Source organism: Streptomyces sp. NPDC006602, assembly GCF_042870385.1.
GTDB lineage: Bacteria > Actinomycetota > Actinomycetes > Streptomycetales > Streptomycetaceae > Streptomyces.
Genome location: NZ_JBIAHG010000009.1, coordinates 205596 through 230180 on the forward strand (window position 1 = coordinate 205596; position 24585 = coordinate 230180).

The window sequence follows — 24585 nt, forward strand, 5'->3', positions numbered from 1 at the left end:
TTCGTCGGCATCGCGGAACCGCCCACCCCACCGGATCCGAAGCCGTGACCACCCCGCCCCGGTGCGCAGCCTCACGGCACCGCAGCGCCCGGCGGCTCAGCGCAAGGTGCGGACGAACACATCCCCGATCAGGTTCGTGTCGTCGGGCACCAGGCCGGGGTAGTAGGAGTCGAAGACGACCGTCGACTCGTCCGCGCTCAGTGCCGCCCGGCCCACGGTGACGGGCGCGCCGTCCTGACCCGGTGACAGCAGCTCCTCGCGGCCGGTGCGCAGATCGCGCAGGATCAGCCCCAGTGTCCTGCGGTCCGCGTCCGCCGTGTTCAGGAGCAGCTTCGAGCCGTGCACCGACAGGTCCGACACCAGGGTGAGATCGGTGGGGGAGTGCCCGTCGTACCGCTGGAGCGTGCCGGTGCGCAGATCACGGACGAAGGCGTTCCACGCCGTGCTGGTGTTCCCGTTGGGATCGGCGCCCGGGACCAGGTTGGTGGCCACCGAGTTGAAACCGACCTTGGAGCCGTCGGCGCTCAGCACCGGAGCGACCGCCGACCTGTCGGCGGGCGCACCGTCATGGGTGGCGTCGGCCTGCACGGTCTGCCCGGTCACCCGGTCGTACACCAGGATGTCGCCCTGGTCGTTCTCGGCCGGCCCGGAGTAGCCCTCCTGATAGGCGACCTTGCGGCCGTCGGCGCTCATCGAGATCTGCTGGCACTGGTGGAAGTTCTTCGAGCCGTCCGAGGGCCGGCTGACCCGCTGAACGTGCTGCGTCCGGCGGTCCAGGAGCATGACCCGGCAGGCGAACGCGCCGTTCTCGTCGACGGTGGGCCGGGCGACGAAGGCGACGTGACGTCCGCTCGCACTGATCGGGGCGACGCCGTACGACACGTGGTAGCCCTCGTCCATCGCGGGTGCCAGGCGTTCGATGTGCCCGGTGCGCAGGTCCATGACGTGCACGGAGGACGTCCCGGTCGTGGCCGAGAACGAGTTGAAGGTCAGGTAGCGCCCCGACTCGGACAGCTGAGGCGTCGACGTCGTCTCGCCCGGCACCACCACACGCTGCAGCGGTGCGCCGGGAGCCGTCCGGTAGAAGATGCTGTTGCGCACGTCTGTGCCGGGCACCAGGTTGGTCGCCGACGACTGGAAGGCCACGACGCGTCCGTCCGCGCTGACCACCGGTTCCACCGAATGACTGTTGCCGCCGGTGCCGTCGGGGGCCACGCTGATCCGTTCGGTGCGCGGGACGTCGTCGCTGCTCGCCGCCCCCGCGGGCCGGGCGAGACAAGTGAGGGCGACCGCCACTACGGCGGTCATGGTCATGCGTAAGGAAGGTCTCATCAGGTGGCTCCCCCTTCGGCCGGGGGCGGCCACAGCCGCCCCCTGTACCCCGCGCCCCCGGCCCTGCGCAGAGGACTCACGAGGACTCACGCGATGAAAGCGCGCCGCCTGCCAAGGGTCAATGCGTCCGTACAGGATGGGACCAATTCGCCGCTGTGCAGGACCCGTTGGCGCCGCCGGGAAAGGAGGGCGATGAAGGCGCGCGGACCCGAGGCCCGCGCGCCGACGTGGGGACAGTCAGGCGATGAGGTGGACGCGCTGGTTGGTCAGCTCGTAGCGGGCGCCGACGACGGCGAGTTGGCCGGCGTTCACCTTCGCGGCGAGATCCGGCTCGGCGGCGAGCCGCGCGCGGACGGCCCGGATGTTGGCGTCGATGGTGGAGTCGACGCGGGCGTCGCCTTCCTTGGTGCGGTCGATGTTCGGTGCTATCTGGTCGGCCAGATACCTGATGTGGGCGGGCAGTTCCTCGCCGGAGGCGTCCGCCTGGACGGCGGCCTTCACGGCACCGCACGACTGGTGGCCCAGCACCAGGACCAGCGGAATGTGAAGTTCGAGGACGCCGAACGCGACGCTGCCGAGTACGGCCTCGTCCAGGACTTCCCCGGCGGTGCGCACGGTGAGCAGATCACCGAGGCCCTGGTCGAAGACGAGCTCCGGCGGTACCCGGGAGTCGACGCACCCGAGCACGACGGCGAAAGGCTGCTGACCCGACGTCAGACTCTGCCGGACGGCGGGCGTCTCGTCCGGGTGCCGCTCCCGGTAGGTGCGCCAGCGCAGGTTGCCCGCGGCCAGTTCCCGCAGGGCTTCGTCGGGGGTGCCGGGACGACGGCTGGTGCCCGCGCTCGCGGCGGAGGCGGAGGCGGGGGCGGGGGCCGCGCCGAGGGTGAGGCCGGCGCCGAGGGCCGCGGCCCCGGTCAGCCCGGCGCGCAGGAAGCCGCGCCGGGCGGGGCGGGCCGCGGCGAAGCGGGTGCGGGCGGAGGCGGCCGACTGCAGGCCGGAGAGTCTGAGGGGGGTGTCTTCGGTCTTCACGGACAGGAACGTATGTCCGAGTCGGAGGTTGATCCTTCGCGTTACCCAACCATCGCCCGGCGCGGTGAAGTCATCAGCGGTTGTTGGTCTCTTCTTGGGTCTAACCGGCGCTTGCCTTGACCCGCCGGACGGCCGGTCATCGGGACGGGCGTTTCCCGTGTGCCGGGCGCGAACTCGGGCAGCAGCTGTGACGTGCGCCGGACGATCGGCGCGGTACAGGTGATGTCGGGAGAAAGGCGGCAGCGTGGTCAAGGCACGGCCCGAGGGGCAGTCCAATCCGCCGAGCAGGGGAAACATCCCGAAATCCGTCGCGGACCTGCCACGACAGGTCCGGGAGGAACTGACCCGAAGGCTCCGCCGGAACAGGCGTGCCTTCCGGGAAGAGGACGTCCAGGTCGTCGAACCGCCGCTGCTGCGGCGCGCGGTTGGTGCCTCGGCGCTCGGCAACTGCATGGAATGGTTCGACTTCGGCGTCTACAGCTACCTCGCCGCCACCCTCGGGAAGGTGTTCTTCCCGGGCGCCTCACCGGCCGCCCAGGTGATCTCGTCCTTCGCGACCTTCGCCGCGGCGTTCGTCGTACGGCCCCTCGGCGGACTCGTCTTCGGCCCGCTGGGCGACCGTGTCGGCAGGCAGAAGGTGCTCGCCACCACCATGATCATGATGGCGGCCGGCACCTTCGCCATCGGCCTGATCCCCGATTACGGCACCATCGGCATCGCGGCCCCGGGCCTACTGCTGCTCGCCCGCATGGTCCAGGGCTTCTCCACCGGCGGCGAATACGGCGGCGCGACCACCTTCGTCGCCGAGTACTCCCCGGACCGCCGCCGCGGCTTCCTCTCCAGCTGGCTCGACTCCGGCACCTTCACCGGCTACGCCCTCGGCTCGGCCCTGGTCACCCTGCTGAACCTGCTGCTCACCGATGCCGAGATGCTCTCGTGGGGCTGGCGTGTCCCGTTCCTGATCGCCGGGCCGCTCGGCGTCATCGGCCTGTACATGCGGCTCAAGCTGGAGGAGTCCCCGGCGTTCCAGCAGCAGTTGGACGAACATGAGAAGAACCTCGCCCAGGAGTCGGCGGGAAGCGAGCTGCGCACCATCGTGACGGACCACTGGCGGCCGCTGCTGGTGTGCATGGGCCTCGTGTTGCTCTACAACGTCACCAACTACATGGTCACCGGCTTCCTGCCCACGTATCAGACGGAGACGCTGCACCGCTCCAGCGGCTCCGCCGACGTCCTGGTACTGATCGGCATGGTGTGGATCGTGCTGCTGATCACCTTCATCGGCCGGCTCAGCGACCGTGTGGGCCGGCGGCCCGTCTACGCCGTCGCCGCCGCCGCGATGATCGTCCTCGCCGTCCCGTCCTTCCTCCTCATCAAGGCGGACGGAACCTGGGCACCGATCCTGGGCGTACTGCTCCTGTCCACCCTGCTGGCCTGCTTCGCCGCTCCGAGCGCCGCCACCCTGCCCGCCCTGTTCCCGACCGCCGTCCGCTACGCGGCCATGGGCATCGGCTTCAACTTCGCCGTCGCCGCCTTCGGCGGCACCACGCCGCTGGTGACGGAGGCGCTGATCGGTGTCACCGGCAGCGACATGATGCCCGCGTACTACCTGATGCTGGCCGGTGCCATCGGCCTGGTCACGGTGAGGTTCCTGCCGGAGAGCGCACAGGTACCGCTCAACGGCTCGCAGCCGATGGTCGGTTCGCGGGAGGAGCAGCGGGAACTCATCAGCACCTCCACGGACCTGTACCGCGTGGAACGCCATCACACCGGCGTCCGCTGACGGCGCGGCTGCGCCCGCTCCGGGCGCCGGTCAGTGCGCGACGCGGTGGAGGCGGGCATCGGCCCGGGCGGACGAGTACTGGAACTCGACGACCATCGCCCCGGCTCCGATGACACCGGCGTGGTCGCCGAGCCGTGAGGTGACCACCTGCAGGTTGGCGGTCGTACGGGGAATCGCGCGCTGGTAGAGCAGTTCGCGGACGCCGGTCATGAACGGGGCGCCGGACAGGTCCCCGGCGAGCATCAGGACTCCGGGATTGAGGAGGGTGACCACGGTGACCAGGACCTCGCCCGCGCGGCGCCCGGCCTCGCGGGCCAGCCGGATGGCGTCGGGGTGGCCCTCCGCGAGCAGCCGTCGTACGTCGGACCCCGAGGCGGTGGCGACGCCCAGGGCGGACAGCTGTCTGGCCAGAGCCCGGCCACTGGCCACGGCGGCCAGACAGCCGTGGGAACCGCACATGCACAGGGCGTCGGGCCGGTCGTGCAGCCGGATGTGGCCTATGTCGCCGGAGCCGCCGTCGACGCCGCGGTAGACCTTGTTGCCCACGACGACACCGGCGCCGATGCCGGTGGACACCTTCACCAGGACGAAGGCCGAGCAGTCGCGGTGGCCTGCCTGGTGCTCGGCCAGCGCCATGAGGTTGGCGTCGTTGTCCACGAGGACGGAGACGGGGCCGTCCTCCGCACTGGCGCCCACATGATCGGCGTACGCCTTCTGCAGGCGTTCCCGGATGGGGTGCCGGTCCCAGCCCGGCATGATCGGCGGCTCGACGACCCGTCCCGTCTCCCGGTCGACGGGGCCCGGCACCGACAGCCCGATGCCGCAGACGTGGGCGGCGTCGATGCTGGCCGCGGCGATCAGGTCCGGGAACCAGCGGGCCAGTCGGTCCAGCACCTCGTCCGGGCCGTCGGTGATGTGCAGGGGTCCGGTGTGCTCGGCGAGGATGGTGCCGGCGAGGTCGAGGACGGCGGCACGGGCGTGCCGGGTCTCGAGGTCGACGGCGATGACCGAGGCGTGCGAGGGGTCGAAGACGATCCGGTGGGACGGGCGGCCGCCGGTCGAGGCGCCGCTGGTGTGGCGCAGCCAGCCGGCCCGGTTGAGAAGGTCCAGGCGCTGTCCGACGGTCGACCGCGACAGCCCCGTGGCGCGTTGCAGATCGGCGCGGGTGTTGGCGCGGCCGTCGCGGATGAGTTGGAGCACGTCTCCCGCGCTGACCTGGCTCGGCGTCGTCATGAGTGCCCCCATCGCTCAGCTCTTGTTCGGGGAGCGTGCCGGTGGCCGCCGCCGACATGATGAGTGCGGCAACCGGGCCCGGCGACGCCGACGAGACGTACCTTGATCCCGGTCTCGTGTTCGGACCCGTCGACGATCTTCTGGGTCGCCGCGACCCGGTACGGAGGGCTCTCCTGGGACGAGACCGTGATCTCCCCGTCCTGTCTCCCCGGCCCGGTGCCGCTGGAGCGGCCCGTCAGCGGCCCGAACCCCAGGGCTGCCGTGGTGCCCGCCGAGAACACCCTCGACCGGCGGCTCTTGGCGCGCATGGCGTGTCCTCGCATCGACTTACGTCGGGTCAGCACGCATCTCAGCATCAGTTTTGCGTGTTGACAAGACATAAGTGGGGGTTATTGTCGACTCAACCGACACTCGCACCCCCTCCGGAGCCATCCGTGGAATGCGCTGTCCAGCCCGCCGACCCACGACCGAGCCCGAGAGGCACCCTCAGGACCGCCGTTCAGGAACAACTCCTTCCCGGGGACACCCTGCAGGCCAAGTGGGACATCGCCCAGCAGTCCGGCTACGAGGCCATCGAACTGCGCGCCAGGGGCGACTTCCACTTCTCCGCGCGCCTCGACGAACTGCGCCAGGCCCGCAGGGACGGCGTGGTCATGCCGACGGTGTGCGTCGACATGCCGCACTTCTTCGGCGCCTTCGAGGAGGCCCAACGCCGCGACGCCATCGCCCAGTTGAAGGCCCAGCTCACCGTGATCGCGGAGCTCGGCGGCCTCGGCGTGCAGACCCCGGCCGCCTACGGCATGTTCTCGCGCCGCCTGCCGCCCTTCGAACCCCCACGCACCGAGCAGGAGGACCGCGAGGTCCTGCTGGCCGGCCTGACCGAACTCGGCGAGCACGCACGGGCGGAGGGCGTCACCCTCTTCCTGGAGCCCCTCAACCGGTACGAGGACCACATGGTCAACCGGCTCGACCAAGCCGCCGACCTGATCCGCGCCACCGGCATCGACTCCGTGCGGATCGGCATCGACAGCTACCACATGAACATCGAGGAGAGCGACCCCGTCGCCGCGATCCTCGCCCACGCCGACCTGATCGGCCACGCCCAGGTCTCCGACTCCAACCGCCTCCAGCCCGGCGCCGGACACCTCGACTGGCCCGCCTGGCTCAGCGCCCTGCACACCATCGGCTACGACGGCCACCTCGTCGCCGAGTGCCGCCTCACCGGCGACCCCATCGAGGCCGTCCGCTCCATCCCCGCCTTCCTGCAGAGGTCCGGCGCGTGAGGGACCTCCTGGACCGGCCCGCGCCCACCGCGTCCGCGGCCCTGACACTGCGACGCGGTGCGGCGCGGGTCCTGCTCGACAACTGGACCGGCACCTCCACCGTCCCCTCCCGCACCCTCTACCCCCACCAGTGGAGCTGGGACTCCGCCTTCATCGCCATCGGCCTGCGCCACCTGTCGGCCCGCCGCGCCCAGCGGGAACTCGAATCCCTGCTCGCCGGGCAGTGGGCCGACGGACGCCTGCCGCACATCGTGTTCAACCCGGCCCTGCCGCACGACGCGTACTTCCCCAGCCCGGAGTTCTGGCAGTCCTCCCGCGCCGGCCGGACGGCGGGCGCACCGTCGACCCCGGAGACCTCCGGCATCGTCCAGCCCCCCGTGCACGCCCTGGCGGCCTTGCTCGTCCACCGCGCCGACCCCGCGGAATCCCGCCGCCGGGGCTTCCTGGCCCGCGTCTACCCACGGCTCGTCGCCTGGCACGACTACCTGCTCACCCGCCGCGACCTCGGCGGCGGGGGACTGGCAGCCGTCGTCCACCCGTGGGAGCCCGGCATGGACAACAGCCCCTGCTGGGACGGACCCCTGCAACGCGTCGACCCCGCCGCGCCCGACGCCTACCACCGCGCCGACCTCAACCACGGCAACCCCGCCGACCGTCCCACCGACCTGGACTACGGCCGCTACGTCCGGCTGGCGGCCGACTACCGCGACGCCGAGTACGACGACCACACGGCGCGGCACCGCTTCGCGGTGGAGGACCCCTGCTTCAACGCCCTGCTGATCGTCAGCGAGTCGGCGCTCGCCGACATGGCCGGCGAGCTCGGCAGGCCCGGCGCACCGCACACGGCACGCGCCACCGAGCTCACCCGACGGCTCTTCACCCGCCTGTGGGACGACACGTCCGGCCTCTTCCGCGTCCGCGACCTCGCCACCGACACCCTCGTCGACGAACGCAGCGTCACCGGCCTCGTCCCGCTCGCCGTACCGCACCTTTCGAGGGACATCGTCAAGCGTCTGCACGAGACACTCGACGGCCCCCACTTCAACGCCCCCGCCACGCAGCTGATCCCCAGCTACGACGTCACCGGCCCCGCCTTCGACCCCCACCGCTACTGGCGCGGGCCCGCCTGGTTCAACACCGCCTGGCTGATCCAACGCGGCCTGCGCACCCACGGCCTGACGGCGGAGGCCGAACGCCTGCGGCAGGGTTTCCTCGCGGAGGCTGGCCGCTCCGACTTCGCCGAGTACGTCGATCCCACCACCGGCGATGCCCGCGGCGCCCGCCGCTTCTCCTGGACAGCGGCCCTCACCCTCGACCTGCTGTGCACCCAAGGTGTGCACTGCATTTGAGACAACCTGACCGGAAGAAAAGGTGCAGACCTATTCCGGACCGCGCCTTTTCCGCAGGCTGTCCGGCACTCGGGGCGTAGCCGAGGCGTCCGAATGAGTCAGGCTCGGAAATCGAATAGTCCCGCCGGTTGATAGTTCAACGGGCGCGCTGCGACAATCCCCTCCCGGCAACGTCGTCACCCACCGACGTATCGGCCGGTCGTCGAACACGGCCCTCGGTCCAGCGGAAATTCGAATCACGCGAATTTCGGATTCACGAGCCCCCCACACGGTCCGCGCAGAGCATGAAGGTGCATTTTGTCGACTCCCGAGCGTGCAGAACTACGATCGGTGTCCCACGATCCCGCTTATCAGTCCCTCCGCCGCGCCCACCGCAGATTCGCCGCGAGGTCGACGGCCGTCGCCGTCGGCGGATTCCTCCTGTACGTTCTGCTCTCCAGCTTCGCCCCCGGGCTGATGAACAGCCCCCTGAGCGGTCACCTCGCGCGGACCGACCGCAAGGGAGACGCGGCGGTCCTGCTGCTGGCGCACGACCTGGGCGGCGGTGTCCTCACCGCCCTCCTGTCCTGCCTGGCCTTCGTCATCCTCCTGGCGGTCGCGGCGGGCCTCACCCTGGCCGCGGCCTCCTCCCTCGCCCACGACCTCTACGGCGAGGTGATCCGCAAGGGCAGGGCGAAGGAGACGGAGGAGTTGGCCTGGCGGCGCTTCACCGGACAGGGCGCCCTGCTCGTCGTCTCTCACCCGTCGTCTCCTCCACCCCCTCCTCGCTCTACCCATCCGCCGACTTCGCCTGGTTCCCGCTCCAGAACCCCGGCCTCGTCTCCATCCCGGCCGGCTTCCTCCTGGGCTGGCTCGGCTCCGTACTGAGCCGGCCCGAAACGCCGGAGACCTACGACGACTTCGAGGTCCACACCCTCGTCGGAGTCGACTAAAGGTATTCGGGACGTCTGCGCCGAGAAGTCGTACCGGAGTGGGCCGTCTACCGGTCGGTCCATTCCCCCGTTCCTTTGAAGCCGGATGGCGAACATGTGGAGTTTTCGTTCGTCGGCCATGCGGAGGAGGTGCACAGGTTGTGTGGTGCGGCTCCGGGAGGCCCAGGCGCTCGATAGGGACTTGCGACAACAACTCATGTGCAGTACTCAGGTGAATCATGAATCTGTTCAGCCGGGCCACCCCGTTCCGCCGCCCGGAACCCCCCACCGTTCCACAGCCCTCCACCACGTCACCGACCGCCACCGCAGTCCTCCCTGATCCCGCACTGGAGCCCTTGACCGGGGAATGGGTCATCGACCCCGCCCACAGCAGAATCGGCTTCTCCGTGCGGCATGCCATGGTGACCACGGTGCGAGGAGCCTTCACCGAATTCCAGAGCCGCCTGTACTTCGACGGTCGCGACCCATCCCGCTCGCAGGCGGAAATCGTCATCAACACCGCCAGCGTCGACACCGGTGTGGAACAACGCGACGCCCACCTGGTGGGCCGCGACTTCCTGGACGCCAGGGCCTACCCGCGCATGCGTTTCACCAGCACCGCGGTGGAACTCGCAAGCGCCGACGTCTACCGCATGACCGGCGACCTCACCATCAAGAACACCACCTGCTCCGTCGTCCTGGAACTCACCTACATAGGACACGTCACCGATCCCTTCGGATACGACCGAGTCGGCTTCGACGGCACCACCACCATCGACCGCTCCGACTGGGGCCTGACCTACAGCACCAGACTCGCCGAAGGCGGCGCCATGGTGAGTGAGAAGGTGCGGCTCCAATTCGACATCGCCGCGATTCGCACTCCGCCCGTCGGCTGACCGGCCTCGGGACCCCGGACCTCCGTCCGGCTACCAGCGCAGTGGGAGACCGGCGAGGAAGTCGTCGAGCAGGCCGGAGATGATCCGGTGGTCGTTGAGGGAGGGGTGCCAGTCGCAGCCGAGGTAGTCCAGGCCCGGGGCGTCGTAGTACCAGTGGCGCACCCGGTCGTCGCCCTGCCGATTGCGTTCCTGGACGATACGCAAAGTGGTCAGGGAGAACGCCGAGGTGGTGTCGACGCGGGTGGCGCTGACCACGATGAACGCCTTCGGGCCGTACCGGGCGCGCAGTTTGTCGAGGAAGCCCTGATAGGCGGTCTCGTAGGCCGCGACCAGCTCGTCCTCCGTCTTCCATCGCTCGCCCGGATTGAGCGGCGTGGAGAAGTCGTTGATGCCCAGACCGACCACGACCACCTGCGGTCGCCAGCTGCCGGGATTCCGCCAGATGTCGCCGTCGACATTCAGCAGGGCCCGATCGTAGTAAGTGCGGAAATCGGCCTCGGGGCTGCTGCCGTTGTAGTTACGGACCATTCCGCGGCCGGAGAAGGCGTTGATCTGGTAGTCGGCACCGAGGCGTCGGGCCGTGAGGGCACCGAAGGCGAGATCGGCGTCGCTGTTCCGGTTCACCCCTCCGTTGCCCGAACAGTCGCGCGTGCCGGAGACATTGCCGTAGCCGGCGGTGAAGGAGTCGCCGATGAACTCGATCTGCCGGCTCCGCGCCCGAGGCCCGGGGAGGATCGCGCCTCCCGGAGCGGCGACGAATCCGCCGAACCGGCCCGCTGCCCACGGGCTTTCGGTGCGTTTGACGAGCCGCACACCGTGCTCGGTGTCGGAGAGACCGTCGACCCAGGAGACCGTCCGGCCCGGAGTCACCAGGGTCGCGAGGGTGGTTCCGTCGATCTGGACGTCGTAGTCGTTGTCGGAGTCGTCGAGCATGATGCCGACGCCACTGCCGCGGAACCGCCCCTCGAAGTAGATACCGGGCCAGGTGTACCGCACCCACCCCTGGGCGTCGCTCTTGACCCGGCCCACCGTGTGGTACCGGGTCCGAGTGCCGGCTGCCTGCGACGGAGAGGCGACCGCGGCGACCAGCCCCGCAGCAGTTGCTGTGAGCAACGTTCTCCTCGATAACCGACCAGGTGTGTGCATGTGGACCTCCTCGGACGGGTGGAACGAGTGATGGGAGCGCTCCCATCAGGGATGTCATTGAAGGTGACCGTCACAGGCGCCTCCGTCAACCCCTGGCGTAAACCGGGATCCCTACGGTCGGCGACCTCATGAGATCGTTGGCCCTCCGACCTGACCATGGAGGGAGAGGCAGGGCAGGGCCCCCGAGCACGCAGGGAGACCGATGACACCGTGCACGCGGAACACCGGCACCCCGGGCGCCGCCCGCCGCACCATGAACGCGAACCGACCCCCGAGCGAGGCGGACCCGGACGGCTCCGACAGAGACGAAGGATCGGCGCGCGCCCTCGCGCGACTCGCCCTGCTGTGCGTCGCCGGTGCCGTCGCCGCGGTCGTCGCCGGCGCCGGCCAGTGGCTGATCCTGCTGCTCGGCCTGGCCGGACTCGCCCTGGCCGGCGCGGGCATCTGGTGGGCCCTGGCGCGCCGGGGAGTGGCGCGCCTGCTCGGCGCCCTGCTGGCGCTGGCCGCGCCCGTCGGCGTCCTGACCCTGTACGCCGTATCGGGCCTGTGGCCGGCCGCGGTGACCGCGCTCGGCTCGTGGGCGGCGGCGCTGGCCTGCGCCAGGAGCGCGCTGCGCCGCCTGCGCAAGCCGCACGGCGTACGCTCCCGTTCGGCCAGGCCGCCCCGCCGCCCGGTACTGATCATGAACCCGCGGTCCGGGGGCGGGAAGGTCTCCCAGCACGGGCTGGTGGAGCGGGCCGAGGCGCTGGGCGCCCGGGTGATACTGCTCGACCTCGACGCGGCCCCGGATCCGGTGGCGCTGGCTCGACGGGCCGTGGCCGAGGGCGCGGACCTGCTCGGCGTGGCGGGCGGTGACGGCACACAGGCCCTGGTGGCGGGAGTGGCGGCCGAGTACGGCCTGCCGTTCATGGTCCTGGCAGCCGGGACCCGCAACCACCTCGCCATGGACCTGGGCCTGGACCGCGACCGTCCGGCGAGCGGCCTTGACGCCCTCTCGGACGGCGTGGAACTCCGCATCGACCTGGGCGACGTGGCCGGGCGGCCGTTCGTCAACACGGTCTCGTTCGGTGCGTACGCGCAGATTGTGCAAAGCCCCGCCTACCGGGACGCCAAGGCGGCCACCGCACTCGACCAGCTGCCGGGCCTGCTGGTCGGCGAGGCCGGCACGTCCCTGGACGTCCGGACCGACGACGCCCGCGTGCACGCCCCGCAGACCTTGCTGGTGAGCAACAACCCCTACGCACGGGCCGATCCCCTCGGCGGCGGGCGCAGACCGCGGCTCGACGGGGGCACGCTCGGTGTGATCGCGATCCGGGTGGAGGGCGCGGCGCAGGCCGCCGAACTGGCGTTGCGCGGCGAACGCGCCAGCAGCATCACGGCGCTGACGTCGCGTCGGGTGGTCGTCGAGGCGGACGAGGAGTTCATCCCGGTGGCCGTCGACGGTGAAGCGCTCACCCTGCCCCCTCCCGTGGTGTGCACGGTGCGTCCCGGCGCACTGCGCGTACGCGTTCCCAGACATCGTCCCGGCGCCTCGTACGTCGCTCCGTCCGTCGACTGGCGGCGCGTGGTCCGCCTCGCGCTCGGCGACAACCCCCTTCCGTTCCGCAAGAGCCGGTCGGGCCAGAGCCAGTCGGGCAAGAATCCGTCCCGCCAGAGTACGTCCCGCGAGAACCAGGAGCAGAGCGATGCTTGACCGTCCGCTGCCGGAAGACCGGGCCCAGCGAGGCCTGGTACGTGATCTCGCCGCCCTCGACCAGGCGCTCTACGAGGCCGTGACGGTCACCAGGACGCCCACGTTGGACTCCGCCCTGCGGCGGCTGTCCGCGGCGGCGGACCACTCCAAGATCTCCTTCGTGGTCGCCGGGTTCCTGGCACTGCGCCCCGGTCGCGCCCGCCGCGCCGCCGCCCTCGGCGTCGCCGCCGTCGGCGTCGCCTCGACGACCGCCAACCTGCTCGGCAAGCGTCTGGTACGACGCCCACGACCCCACCGCGCCGAGGACTCGCCGTTTCCCGGACGGCACGTGCCCATGCCGGCGTCCGCGTCCTTCCCCTCCGGCCACACGGCCTCGGCCGTCGCCTTCGCCGCGGCCGTGGGACCCGCGTTCCCGGCCGCCACGGTTCCGCTCGGCCTGCTGGCCTGCGCGGTCGGCTACTCACGGATCCACACCGGTGTGCACTACCCGGGCGACGTCATCGCCGGCGCCGTACTGGGTACAGGTGCGGCTGCCGCGGTCCTCGCGGCCGCCGGCTGGGACAACTGAGCAGGACCGCGTCTCGCTTCTTGGTGTGCGTGGACGACAAGCTCGGCCGGGCGGTCGCCTTCAGGGGACGGCGGGGGCGGTACGGCCGTGCATGACGCGCAGGAGGTCCAGTTTCCCCGCGTCGCCGCTTCCGGTCGCCGCCGTGTAGGTGACCATGCGCAGGTCCGCGCCGGGGACGATGAGGACATCGCAGTCGAGGAGGATGTCGCCGACCTCGGGATGCAGGATCGTCTTGCGGTCGGTCGTGTGCTGGACGGCGGCCGTCCGGGTGGCCCAGTGCCGGGCGAAGACCTCGGACGCGCTCCGCAGTTCCCGCACGAGACCACTCAGCTGGGCGTCCCCGGGATAGCGGGACACGGCGTCCTTGAGGTCGGCGACGATCGACGCCTCGAAGGCGTCCTGTCCGCGCTCGGACCGGACGGGGAGCATGGCGGCGTGTGCGAGGCCGTTGCCGAAGAGCGCGCGGGCGAGGTTGCGTTCGGCGGTCGGGACGACGGCGGCGTCGCCGTGCAGGGCGCTCCACGTGGTGTTCCACCACACCAGGGTCCAGTCGGCGGCGAACACCCCGATGGGTACGTCGTCCAGGCGCGCGGCGAGCCGTTGGATCCCGGCGGGCACGTGGGTGCTGACCGTCCCGTCCTGCGGCGGCAGGAGCCCGGCGCTTCGGTACAACTGGTCGCGCTCGGCGCGGGAGAGCTGAAGGGCGCGGGCGAGGGCACCGACGACCTGGGCCGAGGGGTTCTTCGCGCGTCCCTGTTCCAGGCGCAGGACGTAGTCGACGGACAGCCCGGCCAGCTGCGCCAGCTCCTCGCGGCGCAGTCCCGGGGCACGACGGCCGTCCGTCACGGTGAAGCCCGCGTCGGTGGGGGACAGGCGGTCGCGCCAGGCGCGCAGGAGCGCGGCGAAGTCGGAGTGGGAGGAAGCCATGGGCTCATTCTCGCCGCCCGGCGAGAACATCAGCCTGGGTACTGCCGGTCCTAGTGACGGGGACGGCACTGGTTGGCGTCGGCACCTGCGGCGAACGTGGAACCGCGCCCGGGCCGGGCGCCATCGGCCAACCAGTGAGGGAGCCTTCCTTGGAGCACACCATCGTGATGACGGGCGCGAGCCGCGGCATCGGCCGCGTCGGCGCGGCAGAGCTCCTGCGCCGGTCGCCGGACGCGCATCTCCTCGTCGTCGCCCGCGGATCGTCCGGCGCACCGCTCGTCTCGGAACTGGGCGCGGGCGGACGCCCGGTCTCGTACGTCGCCGCGGACCTCGGCTCGCTGGAGAGCGTCCGCTCGGCCGCCACCGAGATCCGCTACCGGCTGGACAGCGGTGAACTTCCGCCGCTGCGTGGCTTCGTGGGCAACGCGGGCACGCAGTACACGAACGCGCTCACCGAGACACCCGACGGCTTCGAGGCCACGTTCGCCGTCAACGTGCTCGCCCATCACCTGTTCGTCCGCCTGCTCCGGGACCGCTTCGCCGCTCCCGCCCGGATCGTGATCACCGCCAGCGACACCCATTTCGGAGACTTCAAGCACAACTTGGGCTTGGTGCCCGGCCCGGACTGGAAGTCCCCGGACGTCCTGGCCCGCCCGGGCGCCTTCCCCAAGTCGAACACCGCCACCGCCGGGCGTACCGCGTATTCGACCAGCAAGCTGGCGGGCATCTACCTCGTGCACGAGTACGCGCGCCGCCTGCCGGCCGGGGTCGACACCGTCGCCTACAACCCCGGCTTCGTCCCCGGAACGGGCCTCGCCCGCAACGCGGACCCCGTCTCCCGGTTCGCGATGCGCCACATCCTGCCGGTGATGACCCTCACCCCGTTCGCCACCAGCCGCAGCGCCGCGGGCCGTTACCTCGCCGACGTCGTCCTCGGCACGACCCGGGCGCCGACCGGGTCCTACGTCGACCGCGGCCGTACGGACCGCTCGTCGCGGGAGTCCTACGACCCGCGGCGCGAGGCCGAACTCTGCGACAGCGCCGACCAGTTCACTGCGGCATACGCGGCCGGGGCGGATGCTCTCTGACGTGAGGTGATGAACGGTTCGCCGCGACAGACCGAGCAGTGACCGGATGGCATCGCCGGCAGCAGGCGGTGCCACCCTTTCATCAGGTCACTTGTCCCGGACCCTTGACTGGGAACCCCCGAGTCGCGATCCTCGTCGCATATCTTGCGCCGGTCATGACAATCCAGCCTTCGGGCTCCGGGATGGTCAGGCTCCTCGACCGCGCCATCCCCGCCGACCGAGGGACGTGGGCAGTGACCATGACTCGACGCCCGTACCGCCGACGCAAAGACGTCACCGTCGTCTCGCTGCTCCTCCTCGTGCTGGCCATGGCCCTCGGTCCCACGCCGAGTTCGGCGGCCGGCACCGACTGGTGGGTACCGACCGCACGGCCCGCGCCGGACTCCCAGATCAACGTCACCGGCGCGCCGTTCACCGGCACCAACGCCAAGGGTGAGGTGCGCGGGTTCGTCGACGCGCACAACCACCTGATGTCCAACGAGGCCTTCGGCGGGCGGCTCATCTGCGGCAAGACGTTCTCCGAGGCGGGTGTCGCCGACGCGCTCAAGGACTGTCCCGAGCACTACCCGGACGGCACGCTCGCGATCTTCGACTACATCACCCACGGCGGTGACGGCAGGCACGACCCGGTCGGCTGGCCGACGTTCAAGGACTGGCCCGCGTACGACTCGATGACCCATCAGGCGAACTACTACGCCTGGGTGGAGCGGGCCTGGCGCGGCGGGCAGCGCGTCCTCGTCAACGACCTCGTCACCAACGGCATGATCTGCTCGGTGTACCCCTTCAAGGACCGCGGCTGTGACGAGATGACCTCGATCCGGCTCCAGGCGAAACTGACGTACGACCTCCAGGCGTACATCGACAAGATGTACGGCGGCCCCGGCAAGGGCTGGTTCCGGATCGTCCTCGACAGCGCGCAGGCCCGTCAGGTCGTCCAGCAGGGCAAGTTGGCCGTCATCCTGGGCGTCGAGACCTCCGAGCCGTTCGGCTGCAAGCAGGTCCTGGACATCGCGCAGTGCAGCAGGGCCGACATCGACGCCGGGCTCGACGAGCTGTACGCGCTGGGCGTGCGCAGCATGTTCCTGTGCCACAAGTTCGACAACGCGCTGTGCGGGGTCCGCTTCGACGAGGGCGGACTCGGAACGGCCATCAACGTCGGGCAGTTCCTGTCGACCGGCACCTTCTGGAAGACCGAGAAGTGCACCGGCCCCCAGCACGACAACCCCATCGGCACGGCCGCCTCCGAGGCGGAGGAGGACCTGCCGGCGGGCGTGGACGTCCCCGCGTACGACGACGACGCGCAGTGCAACACCCGCGGGCTCACCGAACTCGGTGAGTACGCCGCCCGCGGCATGATGAAACGCAAGATGATGCTCGAGATCGACCACATGAGCGTCAAGGCCACCGGCCGCGTGCTCGACATGTTCGAGGCCGCCTCGTATCCCGGCGTGCTCTCCTCGCACAGCTGGATGGACCTCAACTGGACCGAGCGGGTCTACGCGCTCGGCGGCTTCGTCGCCCAGTACATGCACGGCTCGGAGGGCTTCGCCGAGGAGGCGAAGCGCACGGACGCGTTGCGCGACAAGTACGACGTGGGATACGGCTACGGCACCGACTTCAACGGCATCGGCGAGCACCCCGCCCCCCGCGGAGCGAATGCGGCCGACAAGGTCACGTACCCGTTCAAGAGCGTCGACGGCGGCTCCCTCATCGACAGGCAGACCACCGGCGAACGCACCTGGGACCTGAACACCGACGGCGCCGCCCACGTCGGGATGATCCCGGACTGGATCGAGGACATCCGCCTCGTCGGCGGCCAGGACGTGGTCGACGACCTCCTCGGCGGCGCGGAGTCCTACCTCGACACCTGGGGAGCGTCCGAGCGGCACCAGGCAGGCGTCAACCTCGCCAAGGGCACGTCGGCCACGGCCAGTTCGGCCGAGTCGAACCCGTTCACCAGCTATGCGCCCGGCCGCGCCGTGGACGGCGACGACGACACCCGCTGGGCCAGCGACTGGAGCGACGACCAGTGGCTGCGGATCGACCTGGGCTCCACCAACCTCGTCGGACGCGTCACGCTCGACTGGGAACGCGCGTACGGGAAGTCGTACCGCGTCGAACTCTCCACCGACGGCACGAGCTGGCAGACGGCCTGGTCCACGACCTCGGGCGACGGCGGCCTGGACACGGCCCGGTTCACCGGCACACCCGCCCGCTACGTCCGAGTCCTGGGCCTCGACCGCGGCACCGACTGGGGATACTCGCTCCACGAGGTGGGCGTCCACAGCAGCTGACGGCCGACCCACCACAGGCGCGAGGACAGGACACGCATATGGCTCGGATGCCGTTGGTCGAACGGCGCCGGCAGCTCACGGAAGCGGCGATCAGGGCGATGGCCCGGGACGGCGTCGCCAAGACGACGACCCGGTCCATCGCCGCCGAGGCGGACGTGTCCCTGAGCGTTTTCCACTACTGCTTCGACTCAAAGCAGGCCCTGATCGAGTCAGTGATCACCACGATCACCGACCACTACGTGACCCTGGTGAAGGAGGCCCTGCGCCCCAGGGCCACGCTGGAGGAGACCGTCCGGGCCGGCTTCCAGGCGTACTGGGACCACGTCCGCGCCCACCCCGACGAACACATGCTCACCTACGAACTCACCCAGTACGCCCTGCGCCAACCCGGCTTCGAGCACCTGGCGCGCCGCCAGTACGAGCTGTACGCCGACGCGTACACCGAGCTCATCGACCAGCTCCGCCAGGACATGAGCCTGCGGCTCCGTGTACCCGTCCCGGTGCTGGCCCGCTACCTGGCCGCCATGACCGACGGCCTGACCCTCAACTACCTGGTGCTCGGCGACGCGACCACCTGGACCGACATCCTCGACACGGTCACCGCCCACATCGCCGGCCTGGTCGATGCCGACATCCCACGATGTCAGGAGGGCGCGAAGGGGCGCAGCACGTCCGCGCCGGGTCGCACCTCGCCGTAGCTGTGCTCCGGCATCTCGTTCCAGACTCCTGGCAGATCGCCCAGGGGCTCGGACACGACGAGGCGTGTCTCCTCGGACAGATCCTTCAGGAACGACATGTCGGGGTGCAGGGCACGTATCGAGTCGACGCGGCTGCTGTAGTACAGCGAGCGGGCATTGCCCCCGCTGGCGTAGCGGAACGCCCAGACGCTCGTGCCGTCGGTGGTCGCGATGGTCATCTGAAGCGGGGCGGCGATGCCGTGTGCGTGACCTGTGCGCTCGATCAGCCCGGCCATCCGGGCGACGGCACCTGGAGGGTCGTCCTCGAGTCCGAGGGTGAGCGCCAGGAAGAACATCACCTCGGAATCCGTGGACCCCTCGATGTCGCCGAACAGCGAAGGGTCCACGGCAAGGCAGAGCTCCCTGCGCATCTGGGGAAATCCGGCAATGGCCCCGTTGTGCATCCACATCCAGCGGCCGTGCCGGAAGGGGTGGCTGTTCGTCTGCTGCACCGCCGTACCCGTCGACGCGCGGATGTGGGCGAAGAAGAGGGCAGACCTGACGTGCCCGGCGATCTCCCGCAGATTGCGGTTGTTCCACGCCGGTCCGGTCTCGCGGACGACGGCTGGGCTGCCGAGGTCGGAGTCCTGCGCGTACCAGCCGACGCCGAAGCCGTCCCCGTTGGTCGTCTCCACGCCCAGGCGGGAGTGCAGGCTCTGGTCGATGAGTGAGTGCGCGGGTTTGTACAGGATGGTTTCGAGGAGCTGCGGAGTCCCTGAGTAGACGAGCCACCGGCACATGGTTACCACCAACCCCGAGCAGGGGGACCGAGTTCCGGCCGCCGAGGGTACGGGGGACGGACTCCGTACGCTCCCGCGCCGGCCGGATGCGGCTTGCCCTTCCACGGTCGCTCGGGTGGCCGTTGATCGCATACGGACAGGGCCGCACCAGCTCGGTGCGGCCCTGCGGGCAGCCGCTCAATCGTTCAGGACGATCTCAGAGGAGTTGTCTCGAGCAGTTCGGCGGCCATCTCGCGGGCGGGGGCCTCGGTCCGTTCGGCGACGCGGTGGAAGGTGTCGTGCGCCGGCTGCGCCGGCCAGTCGGCGGGGAGATGCCGGGCGGGCAGGCGCGGGTCTGTGCGGATGATGTCGAGCCATTCGCTGATCAGACGCAGCCGGTTGCCGAGCGGGTCGCCGGAGCCGGTGTCGAGCCAGGCGGTCCAGCGTTTGTCGAAGTCGGCGTAGCGGGCGGCGACGCCGTCCAGGTCCCAGGTGTCGCGGATCATCAGGCCGACGTCGGTCGCGTCGTCGGCCGTGGCGTGGAAGATCTTGACGTGTGCCGCGAGGCCGAGCTCGGCGACGATGCCGGAGACGTCGACGTCACCGGGTGCGATCCACAGTCCGCTGTACAGCGCGCCGAAGCCCGACCAGGTGAGCCGGGACCGCAGGTCGTGTCGCTGACGCTGCCACGACTCGGGGAGGGAGAAGCCGAGCAGGGTCCAGCTGCCGTCCCAGTCGTCGTTGACGGCGCTGGTGTCCCAGAGGCGTTTGCTACCGTCCTGGAGGATCTGAGCGGCCTGCGGGGTGAGGCCGAAGTACATTCGGCGTCCCTCGCGTTGGCGTTGCAGCAGGCCTCGGTTGACCATGCGGGAGAGGGTGGAGCGTACGGCCTGCTCGCCGACTCCGGCACGGGCGAGGACGTCGATGATGCTGCCCGAGTACACGCACCGGGGCCCGACGTCCAGAACGTTGTTGCCGAAGAAGGCGAGCATGAGCGACTGGGGGCGCAGCTGCGGTCCGCTGGGGGCGTCGACGGTGGTCCGCCGGGGTTCTTCGTGCACGTCGACAAGGGTACGGTCGCCCGCCGGAGCCCCGGCGGGCGGCTGTCGGCCAGCTTCTGTGGCGGTCGGCGGCGTGGACGGGGTCATAAGCACGCGGGTGGGGCGCCGGGTGGTGGCGACGTGGTCCTCAAGGGCGTGCCCGCCGCCGGGACGGCCGGGGCGACGGGGCCGCAGCGCAGCGGAGCGGCCAGTGCGACCGGTGTGCGGCTGCTGGTACGGGTTTTCACGGACGTGGCTCCCTCTCGGTCAGGTGGGCCGTGGGCGCCATCGGGGCCCGCTCGGCGGGTTTCCCGGTGGGTGTGGGGCGGGGACGGAGCCGTCGCAACCTTGCTTGTCCGGAGTACTGACAGCGCGAAGGTAGATGTGTAGATTTCCGCCGTCAAGAAAGTGCACAACATTCAGTGCTGAGTCGTGGCCGGCAGCCGCGGCCCGTTCGCCGCTTCGCCGCCTCACTCACCGTCAGCATGTCTGGTGACCGAGGCGGTTCACGCCGCTCACACCGTCCACATGTTTGCCTTCCGTCAGGAGGAGCCCATGCAAAGGCGCACTTTCGGGCTTGCCGCAGTACTGATCACGATCGTCGGCGCAGCCGGCTGCGGGTCGTCGGACTCGGGATCGAGCGGGTCGTCGAGTTCGGGCGGGGGCGAGACCGTCACGGTGAAGGTCGGCGTCATCCCCATCGTCGACGTGGCGCCGCTCTACCTGGGACAGAAGCAGGGGTTCTTCGCCGACCGCGGCATCAAGCTGGAGATGGTGGGCGCCCAGGGCGGTGCGGCCATCATCCCCGGCGTGGTGAGCGGCCAGTTCCAGTTCGGGTTCAGCAACACCACGTCGCTGATGATCGCCCAGGTCAAGGGAGTGCCGGTCGAATCCGTGGCCAACGGCGCGGCCTCCAACGGCAAGGTCGGGGCCGATGTCACCGGAGTGGCGGTGAAGAAGGACAGCCCGATCAAGTCGGCCGAGGACCTCGCCGGGCACACGGTCGCGGTGAACACCTTGCAGAACATCGGGGACACGACGGTCCGAGAGTCGGTCCGTCAGGCCGGCGGCGACCCGTCGAAGGTGAAGTTCGTCGAGATACCGTTCGACCAGATGCCGGCCGCACTGGACGGCGGGCGGGTGGACGCCGCCTGGATGGGCGAGCCCGCGATGACGATAGCCAAGGGGCAGGGTGCCCGCGTGGTGGCCTCGCCGTTCGCCGAGACGGACCCGAAGCTCACCGTGGCGACGTACTTCACCTCGACCCAGGTGGAGAAGCAGAATCCCGACCTGGTGAAGAAGTTCACCGAGGCCATGACCGAGTCGCTGCAGTACGCCTCCGATCACCCGGACGAGGCGCGTCAGATCCTCGCCACCTACACCAAGATCAGTAGTGACGTCCAGGAGAAGCTCACACTGCCCAGTTGGCCGGCGAACGTCGACATGGCCTCCCTTCGGAAGCTGGCCTCCCTCGGTGAAAAGGACGGCCTCTTCGGCGACAAGAAGCCGGACCTGGAGGCCCTGTTCTCGTGAGCGGTCACGGCGTCACCGTGTGACGGCGTGCGATCAGTCTTCGGCCGCTCCTTCGCCCTGCTGATCGTGAACCTCCTGTCGCTGACCGGAGTGTCCGGCGCGGACGCCGCCGCGACCGCGCCCGCGCCGTCTTCGGGACGGCGGCGGGGCGCGGCCGGACTGCGTCGGCCGCCGGGATTCCGCCGGGTGTGGTGGGGCTGCTGGTCAGCGGCGCAGCTTCACCTTGTTGATCGCGGCGACACCGAAGGCCGCGAGGGCGATCTGGATGATCCACTCGACCCAGTCGACGCCCTCGGTGTCGGCTACGTCGAGGCCGGATGCGATGCCGGTTCCGATGAACGCCGCGATGATGCCGATCCCGATCGTCCAGAGGATGCCGATCCGCTGACGGCCGGGGACGACGAGTCGGCCGAGAACGCCGATCACGATACCGATGACAATTGCGCTGATGACGCCTGAGATCTCCATGAGCGGTCTGTCACCCCTCACTCGTTGGTGACATACGAGTGCCCGTTCGAGACGGCATCACTCCGCCTTGCTCATGCGACGGCCCCTCGATGCGCTGACCGACGCCGTGTGCCGGGCGCGACACTCCGGCTGACCCCCGGTCAGGTAGGGGGCGTCTGCCACTGCGGAGCCGGGGGACAGCCGGGGCGAGATATGCCGGTTACGCCTATAGCGTGCCGGCACATGAGGACTTCCCCGGTGGCACGCCCTCACGTCCACCGATCATGCGGCCGGAGCCGGAGCCGGAGCCGGAGCCGGAGCCGGAGCCGGAGCCGGAGCCGAAGCCGGAGCCGTCCACTGGACCGGATCAACGCCTCGCGTCGGAGCGTGCTCGCGTTCAGCACCGCTGCGGCAGCCACACCCTTGCTCGGCGGGACGCCGGCATCGACGCCGTCCTGCGCCGGTTCCGCCTGGACGCACTGGTGATGCCGACCACCGGACCGCCGTCCAAGATCGACCTGATCCGCGGGGACAGCTACGGCGGTGGCGCGTCCCACCCGCCGCACTGGCCGGATACCCCGCGATCAGCGTCCCGGCAGGCTTCGCGTTCGGTCTGCCGGTCGGCCTGACGTTCATGGGCACGGCGTGGAGTGAGCCGACCCTGCTCCGCCTGGCCTGCGGCCACGAGCAGACCGGCCGAGTGCGCCGACCGCCGACGTGCCGTCCGGCCGACGTCGGCTTCTGACTCCGCAGAGGCCGGGCCCGGCAGGCCGCGCCCGGCCCCCAACATCCTTTGCCGGCCTGGCAGATGCAGATACGGTCGTGCTGCTCGACGGCTCCGTCGTCCACCTCGCGCGTCACGACGTCACGCTCTGCGTGGTGTCGCGGGCCCCGCCGGCGCAACTGCAGGCGTACAAGCGGCGGATGGGCTGGAATTTCCCCTGGGCGTCGTCGTACGGCAGTGACTTCAAGGGTGCTCACGCCCGCCCCGCGTCGGGCCTCTGACGCGGGAGCAGCCAGGTCGCGCTGTGCACGGGCGGGAGAAGTCGGTCGCAGCGGTGGCCGTGCGCTGCTAGCTTGCGGCCGTGGATGTCTTCTCACGCTCTTGGACAGCGTTGCGCACGGCGGTCGCCGAACTCCAGGACGAGGATTTCGCCCGGCCGTCAGGCTGCACCGGCTGGCTCGTACGGGACCTGGTGTGTCACCTGATCATCGATGCCCAGGACGTCCTGATCACCCTCGTCACCCCCGCCGAGACGGAACCGACCCGGGACGCGGTGACCTACTGGGAGATCGTCGAAGCTCCGACCGGCGACGACCCGCTCGACGCGCTGATCGTCCGCCTGGCCGCAGCATACGAAGAGCCGTGGCTGCTCAAGTTCCACCTGGACGACGTCGGTTCCGCCGCCGGACGCGCCGCCGAACTCGCGGACCCCGCGCTCCGGGTCGGTACCCGCGGCCAGGTGCTCACCGCGGGCGACTACCTCTGCGCGTACGTCCTGGAATGGACGCTGCACCATCTCGACCTGATCGCGCACCTGCCGGATGCGGCGGAACCGCCCGCCGAGGGGCTTGCCCGGTCGCGGGAGCTGCTGGAGAAGATCGCCGGTGCGGCGTTTCCCCCGACGTTCTCCGACAAGGACGCGCTGCTGATCGGCACCGGACGGCGTGCCCCGACCGACGCGGAGAGGGCCGAACTGGGTGAGTCGGCCGCGCAACTGCCGTTCGTCCTCGGATGATTGTTTCAGCCGGCCGGACTGTCGGCGCGGCACCGAGCAGTGCACAAAAGCGGTGGACAGAGATCACGCGAGCGGCAGACTGACGACATGACCGCATCGGATCCCAAGGCCGACCTTCACTATTACCTGCAAACCGCCCGAGACGCCCTGCTGTGGAAGCTCGAAGGCCTCTCGGAGTACGACATCCGCCGACCCTCGACGCCGACCGGCACCAATCTCCTGGGCCTGGTGAAACACGCGGCCGGCGTGGAGCTGGGCTACCTCGGCGCCACCTTCGGACGGCCGTCCGGCGAGCATTCGCCCTGGCTCGAAGACGGTGGTGAGCCCAACGCGGACATGTGGGCCACCGCCGACGAGTCACGCAAGCACATCGTGGAGCGTTACCGCCGTGCGTGGGCGCACGCGGACGCGACGATCGACGCGCTGGCGCTGGACACGGTGGGCAGAGTGCCGTGGTGGCCGAGCGGCAAGGACGAGGTGACGTTGCATCATGCCGTGGTGCGCGTGATCGCTGACACGCACCGGCACGCCGGGCACGCCGATATCGTCCGGGAACTCATGGACGGTGCCGTGGGCATGAACAAGGGCAATGACAGCATGCCGCCGGGCGACTCGGCGTGGTGGGAGGGCTATCGGAGCCGGTTGGAGCGGGCGGCTCAGCAAGCTGACCGAGGCGCGTAACTCATACGGTGGCAGATCTTCCGACGGCCGGGGCACAGGGCCACTCCGCGCCCGCGACCGCCGGCGGATCCCATGGGCGATCCCGGTGCGCGCCGACTGTCCGGTCGACGGACGCCGGGACCATGCGGCCGGGCGGGATCCACCCGGGGGCGGGGTT

Annotated in this window: 24 protein-coding genes and 1 pseudogene; 16 read left to right on the plus strand and 9 right to left on the minus strand. The window is 70.3% G+C overall.

Going from position 1 to position 24585, the window contains the following annotated elements; genetic code table 11:
- Positions 1 to 96 precede the first annotated feature (96 nt).
- The gene (locus ACFYO2_RS23980) at positions 97 to 1332 is read right to left on the minus strand and encodes a TolB family protein (protein ID WP_388352496.1); all 1236 of its coding nucleotides are present in this window, start codon (positions 1330 to 1332) and stop codon (positions 97 to 99) included.
- Positions 1333 to 1569: 237 nt separating this feature from the next.
- Positions 1570 to 2361 (minus strand): carbonic anhydrase, encoded by a 792-nt coding sequence (locus ACFYO2_RS23985; RefSeq protein WP_388352498.1) that lies wholly within the window; start codon positions 2359 to 2361, stop codon positions 1570 to 1572.
- Between the two features lie 244 nt (positions 2362 to 2605).
- On the opposite strand from ACFYO2_RS23985, the gene ACFYO2_RS23990 reads away from it, so the two are divergent.
- On the plus strand, positions 2606 to 4144 hold the full coding sequence (locus tag ACFYO2_RS23990) for an MFS transporter (RefSeq protein ID WP_388352500.1): 1539 nt from the start codon (positions 2606 to 2608) through the stop codon (positions 4142 to 4144).
- Between the two features lie 30 nt (positions 4145 to 4174).
- Here the strand turns inward: ACFYO2_RS23990 and ACFYO2_RS23995 are convergent, their stop codons facing one another.
- Both ACFYO2_RS23995 and ACFYO2_RS24000 read right to left on the minus strand, forming a co-directional pair.
- Positions 4175 to 5389, minus strand: a complete 1215-nt coding sequence (locus ACFYO2_RS23995; protein ID WP_388352502.1) for an ROK family protein — start codon at positions 5387 to 5389, stop codon at positions 4175 to 4177.
- Positions 5374 to 5685 carry a hypothetical protein gene (locus ACFYO2_RS24000; protein ID WP_388352504.1) on the minus strand — a complete coding sequence of 104 codons (312 nt, stop codon included), beginning with the start codon at positions 5683 to 5685 and terminating at the stop codon, positions 5374 to 5376. The genes ACFYO2_RS23995 and ACFYO2_RS24000 overlap by 16 nt, the downstream gene beginning before the upstream one ends.
- Positions 5686 to 5811: 126 nt before the next feature.
- On the opposite strand from ACFYO2_RS24000, the gene ACFYO2_RS24005 reads away from it, so the two are divergent.
- The 4 genes and pseudogenes from ACFYO2_RS24005 to ACFYO2_RS24020 all read left to right on the plus strand — a co-directional run bounded on the left by ACFYO2_RS24005 (position 5812) and on the right by ACFYO2_RS24020 (position 9816).
- Positions 5812 to 6660 (plus strand): sugar phosphate isomerase/epimerase family protein, encoded by an 849-nt coding sequence (locus ACFYO2_RS24005; RefSeq protein WP_388352506.1) that lies wholly within the window; start codon positions 5812 to 5814, stop codon positions 6658 to 6660.
- The gene (locus tag ACFYO2_RS24010) at positions 6657 to 8009 is read left to right on the plus strand and encodes a trehalase family glycosidase (RefSeq protein WP_388352508.1); all 1353 of its coding nucleotides are present in this window, start codon (positions 6657 to 6659) and stop codon (positions 8007 to 8009) included. Before ACFYO2_RS24005 ends, ACFYO2_RS24010 begins: the two co-directional genes overlap by 4 nt.
- Before the next feature lie 387 nt (positions 8010 to 8396).
- Positions 8397 to 8941 (plus strand): annotated as a pseudogene (locus tag ACFYO2_RS24015) (cation acetate symporter); the annotation flags it as partial.
- 218 nt (positions 8942 to 9159) lie between these two features.
- Positions 9160 to 9816, plus strand: a complete 657-nt coding sequence (locus tag ACFYO2_RS24020; protein ID WP_388352511.1) for a YceI family protein — start codon at positions 9160 to 9162, stop codon at positions 9814 to 9816.
- Positions 9817 to 9846: 30 nt separating this feature from the next.
- On the opposite strand, the gene ACFYO2_RS24025 is transcribed toward ACFYO2_RS24020, so the two are convergent.
- The gene (locus tag ACFYO2_RS24025; protein ID WP_388352515.1) at positions 9847 to 10962 is read right to left on the minus strand and encodes a GDSL-type esterase/lipase family protein; all 1116 of its coding nucleotides are present in this window, start codon (positions 10960 to 10962) and stop codon (positions 9847 to 9849) included.
- A 253-nt stretch (positions 10963 to 11215) separates the two neighbouring features.
- Between ACFYO2_RS24025 and ACFYO2_RS24030 the strand changes: the two genes are divergently transcribed.
- On the plus strand, positions 11216 to 12655 hold the full coding sequence (locus tag ACFYO2_RS24030; RefSeq protein ID WP_388352794.1) for a diacylglycerol/lipid kinase family protein: 1440 nt from the start codon (positions 11216 to 11218) through the stop codon (positions 12653 to 12655).
- Positions 12648 to 13223 (plus strand): phosphatase PAP2 family protein, encoded by a 576-nt coding sequence (locus tag ACFYO2_RS24035; RefSeq protein ID WP_388352518.1) that lies wholly within the window; start codon positions 12648 to 12650, stop codon positions 13221 to 13223. The genes ACFYO2_RS24030 and ACFYO2_RS24035 overlap by 8 nt, the downstream gene beginning before the upstream one ends.
- 60 nt (positions 13224 to 13283) lie before the next feature.
- Here ACFYO2_RS24035 and ACFYO2_RS24040 read toward each other — a convergent pair whose 3' ends face one another.
- Entirely contained in the window at positions 13284 to 14150 is an 867-nt protein-coding gene (locus tag ACFYO2_RS24040; RefSeq protein ID WP_388352521.1) for a helix-turn-helix transcriptional regulator, read from the minus strand.
- Between the two features lie 149 nt (positions 14151 to 14299).
- Between ACFYO2_RS24040 and ACFYO2_RS24045 the strand changes: the two genes are divergently transcribed.
- The 3 genes from ACFYO2_RS24045 (at position 14300) to ACFYO2_RS24055 (ending at position 18230) form a co-directional block, all read left to right on the plus strand.
- The gene (locus ACFYO2_RS24045; protein ID WP_388352524.1) at positions 14300 to 15238 is read left to right on the plus strand and encodes an SDR family NAD(P)-dependent oxidoreductase; all 939 of its coding nucleotides are present in this window, start codon (positions 14300 to 14302) and stop codon (positions 15236 to 15238) included.
- Between the two features lie 239 nt (positions 15239 to 15477).
- Positions 15478 to 17532, plus strand: coding sequence for a discoidin domain-containing protein (locus tag ACFYO2_RS24050; protein WP_388352527.1), 2055 nt, complete (start codon positions 15478 to 15480; stop codon positions 17530 to 17532).
- A gap of 38 nt (positions 17533 to 17570) precedes the next feature.
- Positions 17571 to 18230: a TetR/AcrR family transcriptional regulator gene (locus ACFYO2_RS24055; RefSeq protein ID WP_388352531.1), complete on the plus strand. Its 660-nt coding sequence runs from the start codon at positions 17571 to 17573 to the stop codon at positions 18228 to 18230.
- On the opposite strand, the gene ACFYO2_RS24060 is transcribed toward ACFYO2_RS24055, so the two are convergent.
- Positions 18176 to 19009, minus strand: a complete 834-nt coding sequence (locus ACFYO2_RS24060; RefSeq protein ID WP_388352534.1) for a class II glutamine amidotransferase — start codon at positions 19007 to 19009, stop codon at positions 18176 to 18178. The genes ACFYO2_RS24055 and ACFYO2_RS24060 overlap by 55 nt on opposite strands.
- Positions 19010 to 19194: 185 nt before the next feature.
- The gene (locus tag ACFYO2_RS24065; RefSeq protein ID WP_388352537.1) at positions 19195 to 20049 is read right to left on the minus strand and encodes a PaaX family transcriptional regulator C-terminal domain-containing protein; all 855 of its coding nucleotides are present in this window, start codon (positions 20047 to 20049) and stop codon (positions 19195 to 19197) included.
- A gap of 534 nt (positions 20050 to 20583) precedes the next feature.
- On the opposite strand from ACFYO2_RS24065, the gene ACFYO2_RS24070 reads away from it, so the two are divergent.
- Entirely contained in the window at positions 20584 to 21561 is a 978-nt protein-coding gene (locus ACFYO2_RS24070; protein WP_388352540.1) for an ABC transporter substrate-binding protein, read from the plus strand.
- A gap of 204 nt (positions 21562 to 21765) precedes the next feature.
- Here ACFYO2_RS24070 and ACFYO2_RS24075 read toward each other — a convergent pair whose 3' ends face one another.
- Positions 21766 to 22029: a GlsB/YeaQ/YmgE family stress response membrane protein gene (locus ACFYO2_RS24075; RefSeq protein ID WP_266451468.1), complete on the minus strand. Its 264-nt coding sequence runs from the start codon at positions 22027 to 22029 to the stop codon at positions 21766 to 21768.
- A gap of 212 nt (positions 22030 to 22241) precedes the next feature.
- Here ACFYO2_RS24075 and ACFYO2_RS24080 point away from each other — a divergent pair, with 212 nt between their 5' ends.
- From ACFYO2_RS24080 to ACFYO2_RS24100, 5 genes are all read left to right on the plus strand, one after another.
- Positions 22242 to 22637, plus strand: coding sequence for a hypothetical protein (locus ACFYO2_RS24080; RefSeq protein WP_388352543.1), 396 nt, complete (start codon positions 22242 to 22244; stop codon positions 22635 to 22637).
- Positions 22574 to 22753, plus strand: coding sequence for a hypothetical protein (locus tag ACFYO2_RS24085; protein WP_388352798.1), 180 nt, complete (start codon positions 22574 to 22576; stop codon positions 22751 to 22753). Before ACFYO2_RS24080 ends, ACFYO2_RS24085 begins: the two co-directional genes overlap by 64 nt.
- Before the next feature lie 77 nt (positions 22754 to 22830).
- Positions 22831 to 23013: a DUF899 family protein gene (locus tag ACFYO2_RS24090; protein WP_388352546.1), complete on the plus strand. Its 183-nt coding sequence runs from the start codon at positions 22831 to 22833 to the stop codon at positions 23011 to 23013.
- Positions 23014 to 23093: 80 nt separating this feature from the next.
- Positions 23094 to 23747: a maleylpyruvate isomerase N-terminal domain-containing protein gene (locus ACFYO2_RS24095; protein WP_388352548.1), complete on the plus strand. Its 654-nt coding sequence runs from the start codon at positions 23094 to 23096 to the stop codon at positions 23745 to 23747.
- An 87-nt stretch (positions 23748 to 23834) separates the two neighbouring features.
- Positions 23835 to 24428: a DinB family protein gene (locus ACFYO2_RS24100; protein ID WP_388352550.1), complete on the plus strand. Its 594-nt coding sequence runs from the start codon at positions 23835 to 23837 to the stop codon at positions 24426 to 24428.
- Positions 24429 to 24585: the final 157 nt, after the last annotated feature.

Excerpts from the sequence above, each read along its gene's own strand:
- ACFYO2_RS24050 (WP_388352527.1), top strand. The coding sequence starts at position 15,478 with ATGACTCGACGCCCGTACCGCCGACGCAAAGACGTCACCGTCGTCTCG.
- ACFYO2_RS24000 (WP_388352504.1), bottom strand. The coding sequence starts at position 5,685 with ATGCGCGCCAAGAGCCGCCGGTCGAGGGTGTTCTCGGCGGGCACCACG.
- ACFYO2_RS24020 (WP_388352511.1), top strand. The coding sequence starts at position 9,160 with ATGAATCTGTTCAGCCGGGCCACCCCGTTCCGCCGCCCGGAACCCCCC.
- ACFYO2_RS23995 (WP_388352502.1), bottom strand. The coding sequence starts at position 5,389 with ATGGGGGCACTCATGACGACGCCGAGCCAGGTCAGCGCGGGAGACGTG.
- ACFYO2_RS23980 (WP_388352496.1), bottom strand. The coding sequence starts at position 1,332 with ATGAGACCTTCCTTACGCATGACCATGACCGCCGTAGTGGCGGTCGCC.
- ACFYO2_RS24075 (WP_266451468.1), bottom strand. The coding sequence starts at position 22,029 with ATGGAGATCTCAGGCGTCATCAGCGCAATTGTCATCGGTATCGTGATC.
- ACFYO2_RS24070 (WP_388352540.1), top strand. The coding sequence starts at position 20,584 with ATGCAAAGGCGCACTTTCGGGCTTGCCGCAGTACTGATCACGATCGTC.
- ACFYO2_RS24060 (WP_388352534.1), bottom strand. The coding sequence starts at position 19,009 with ATGTGCCGGTGGCTCGTCTACTCAGGGACTCCGCAGCTCCTCGAAACC.
- ACFYO2_RS24040 (WP_388352521.1), bottom strand. The coding sequence starts at position 14,150 with ATGGCTTCCTCCCACTCCGACTTCGCCGCGCTCCTGCGCGCCTGGCGC.
- ACFYO2_RS24035 (WP_388352518.1), top strand. The coding sequence starts at position 12,648 with ATGCTTGACCGTCCGCTGCCGGAAGACCGGGCCCAGCGAGGCCTGGTA.
- ACFYO2_RS24055 (WP_388352531.1), top strand. The coding sequence starts at position 17,571 with ATGGCTCGGATGCCGTTGGTCGAACGGCGCCGGCAGCTCACGGAAGCG.
- ACFYO2_RS24030 (WP_388352794.1), top strand. The coding sequence starts at position 11,216 with ATGAACGCGAACCGACCCCCGAGCGAGGCGGACCCGGACGGCTCCGAC.
- ACFYO2_RS24100 (WP_388352550.1), top strand. The coding sequence starts at position 23,835 with ATGACCGCATCGGATCCCAAGGCCGACCTTCACTATTACCTGCAAACC.
- ACFYO2_RS24025 (WP_388352515.1), bottom strand. The coding sequence starts at position 10,962 with ATGCACACACCTGGTCGGTTATCGAGGAGAACGTTGCTCACAGCAACT.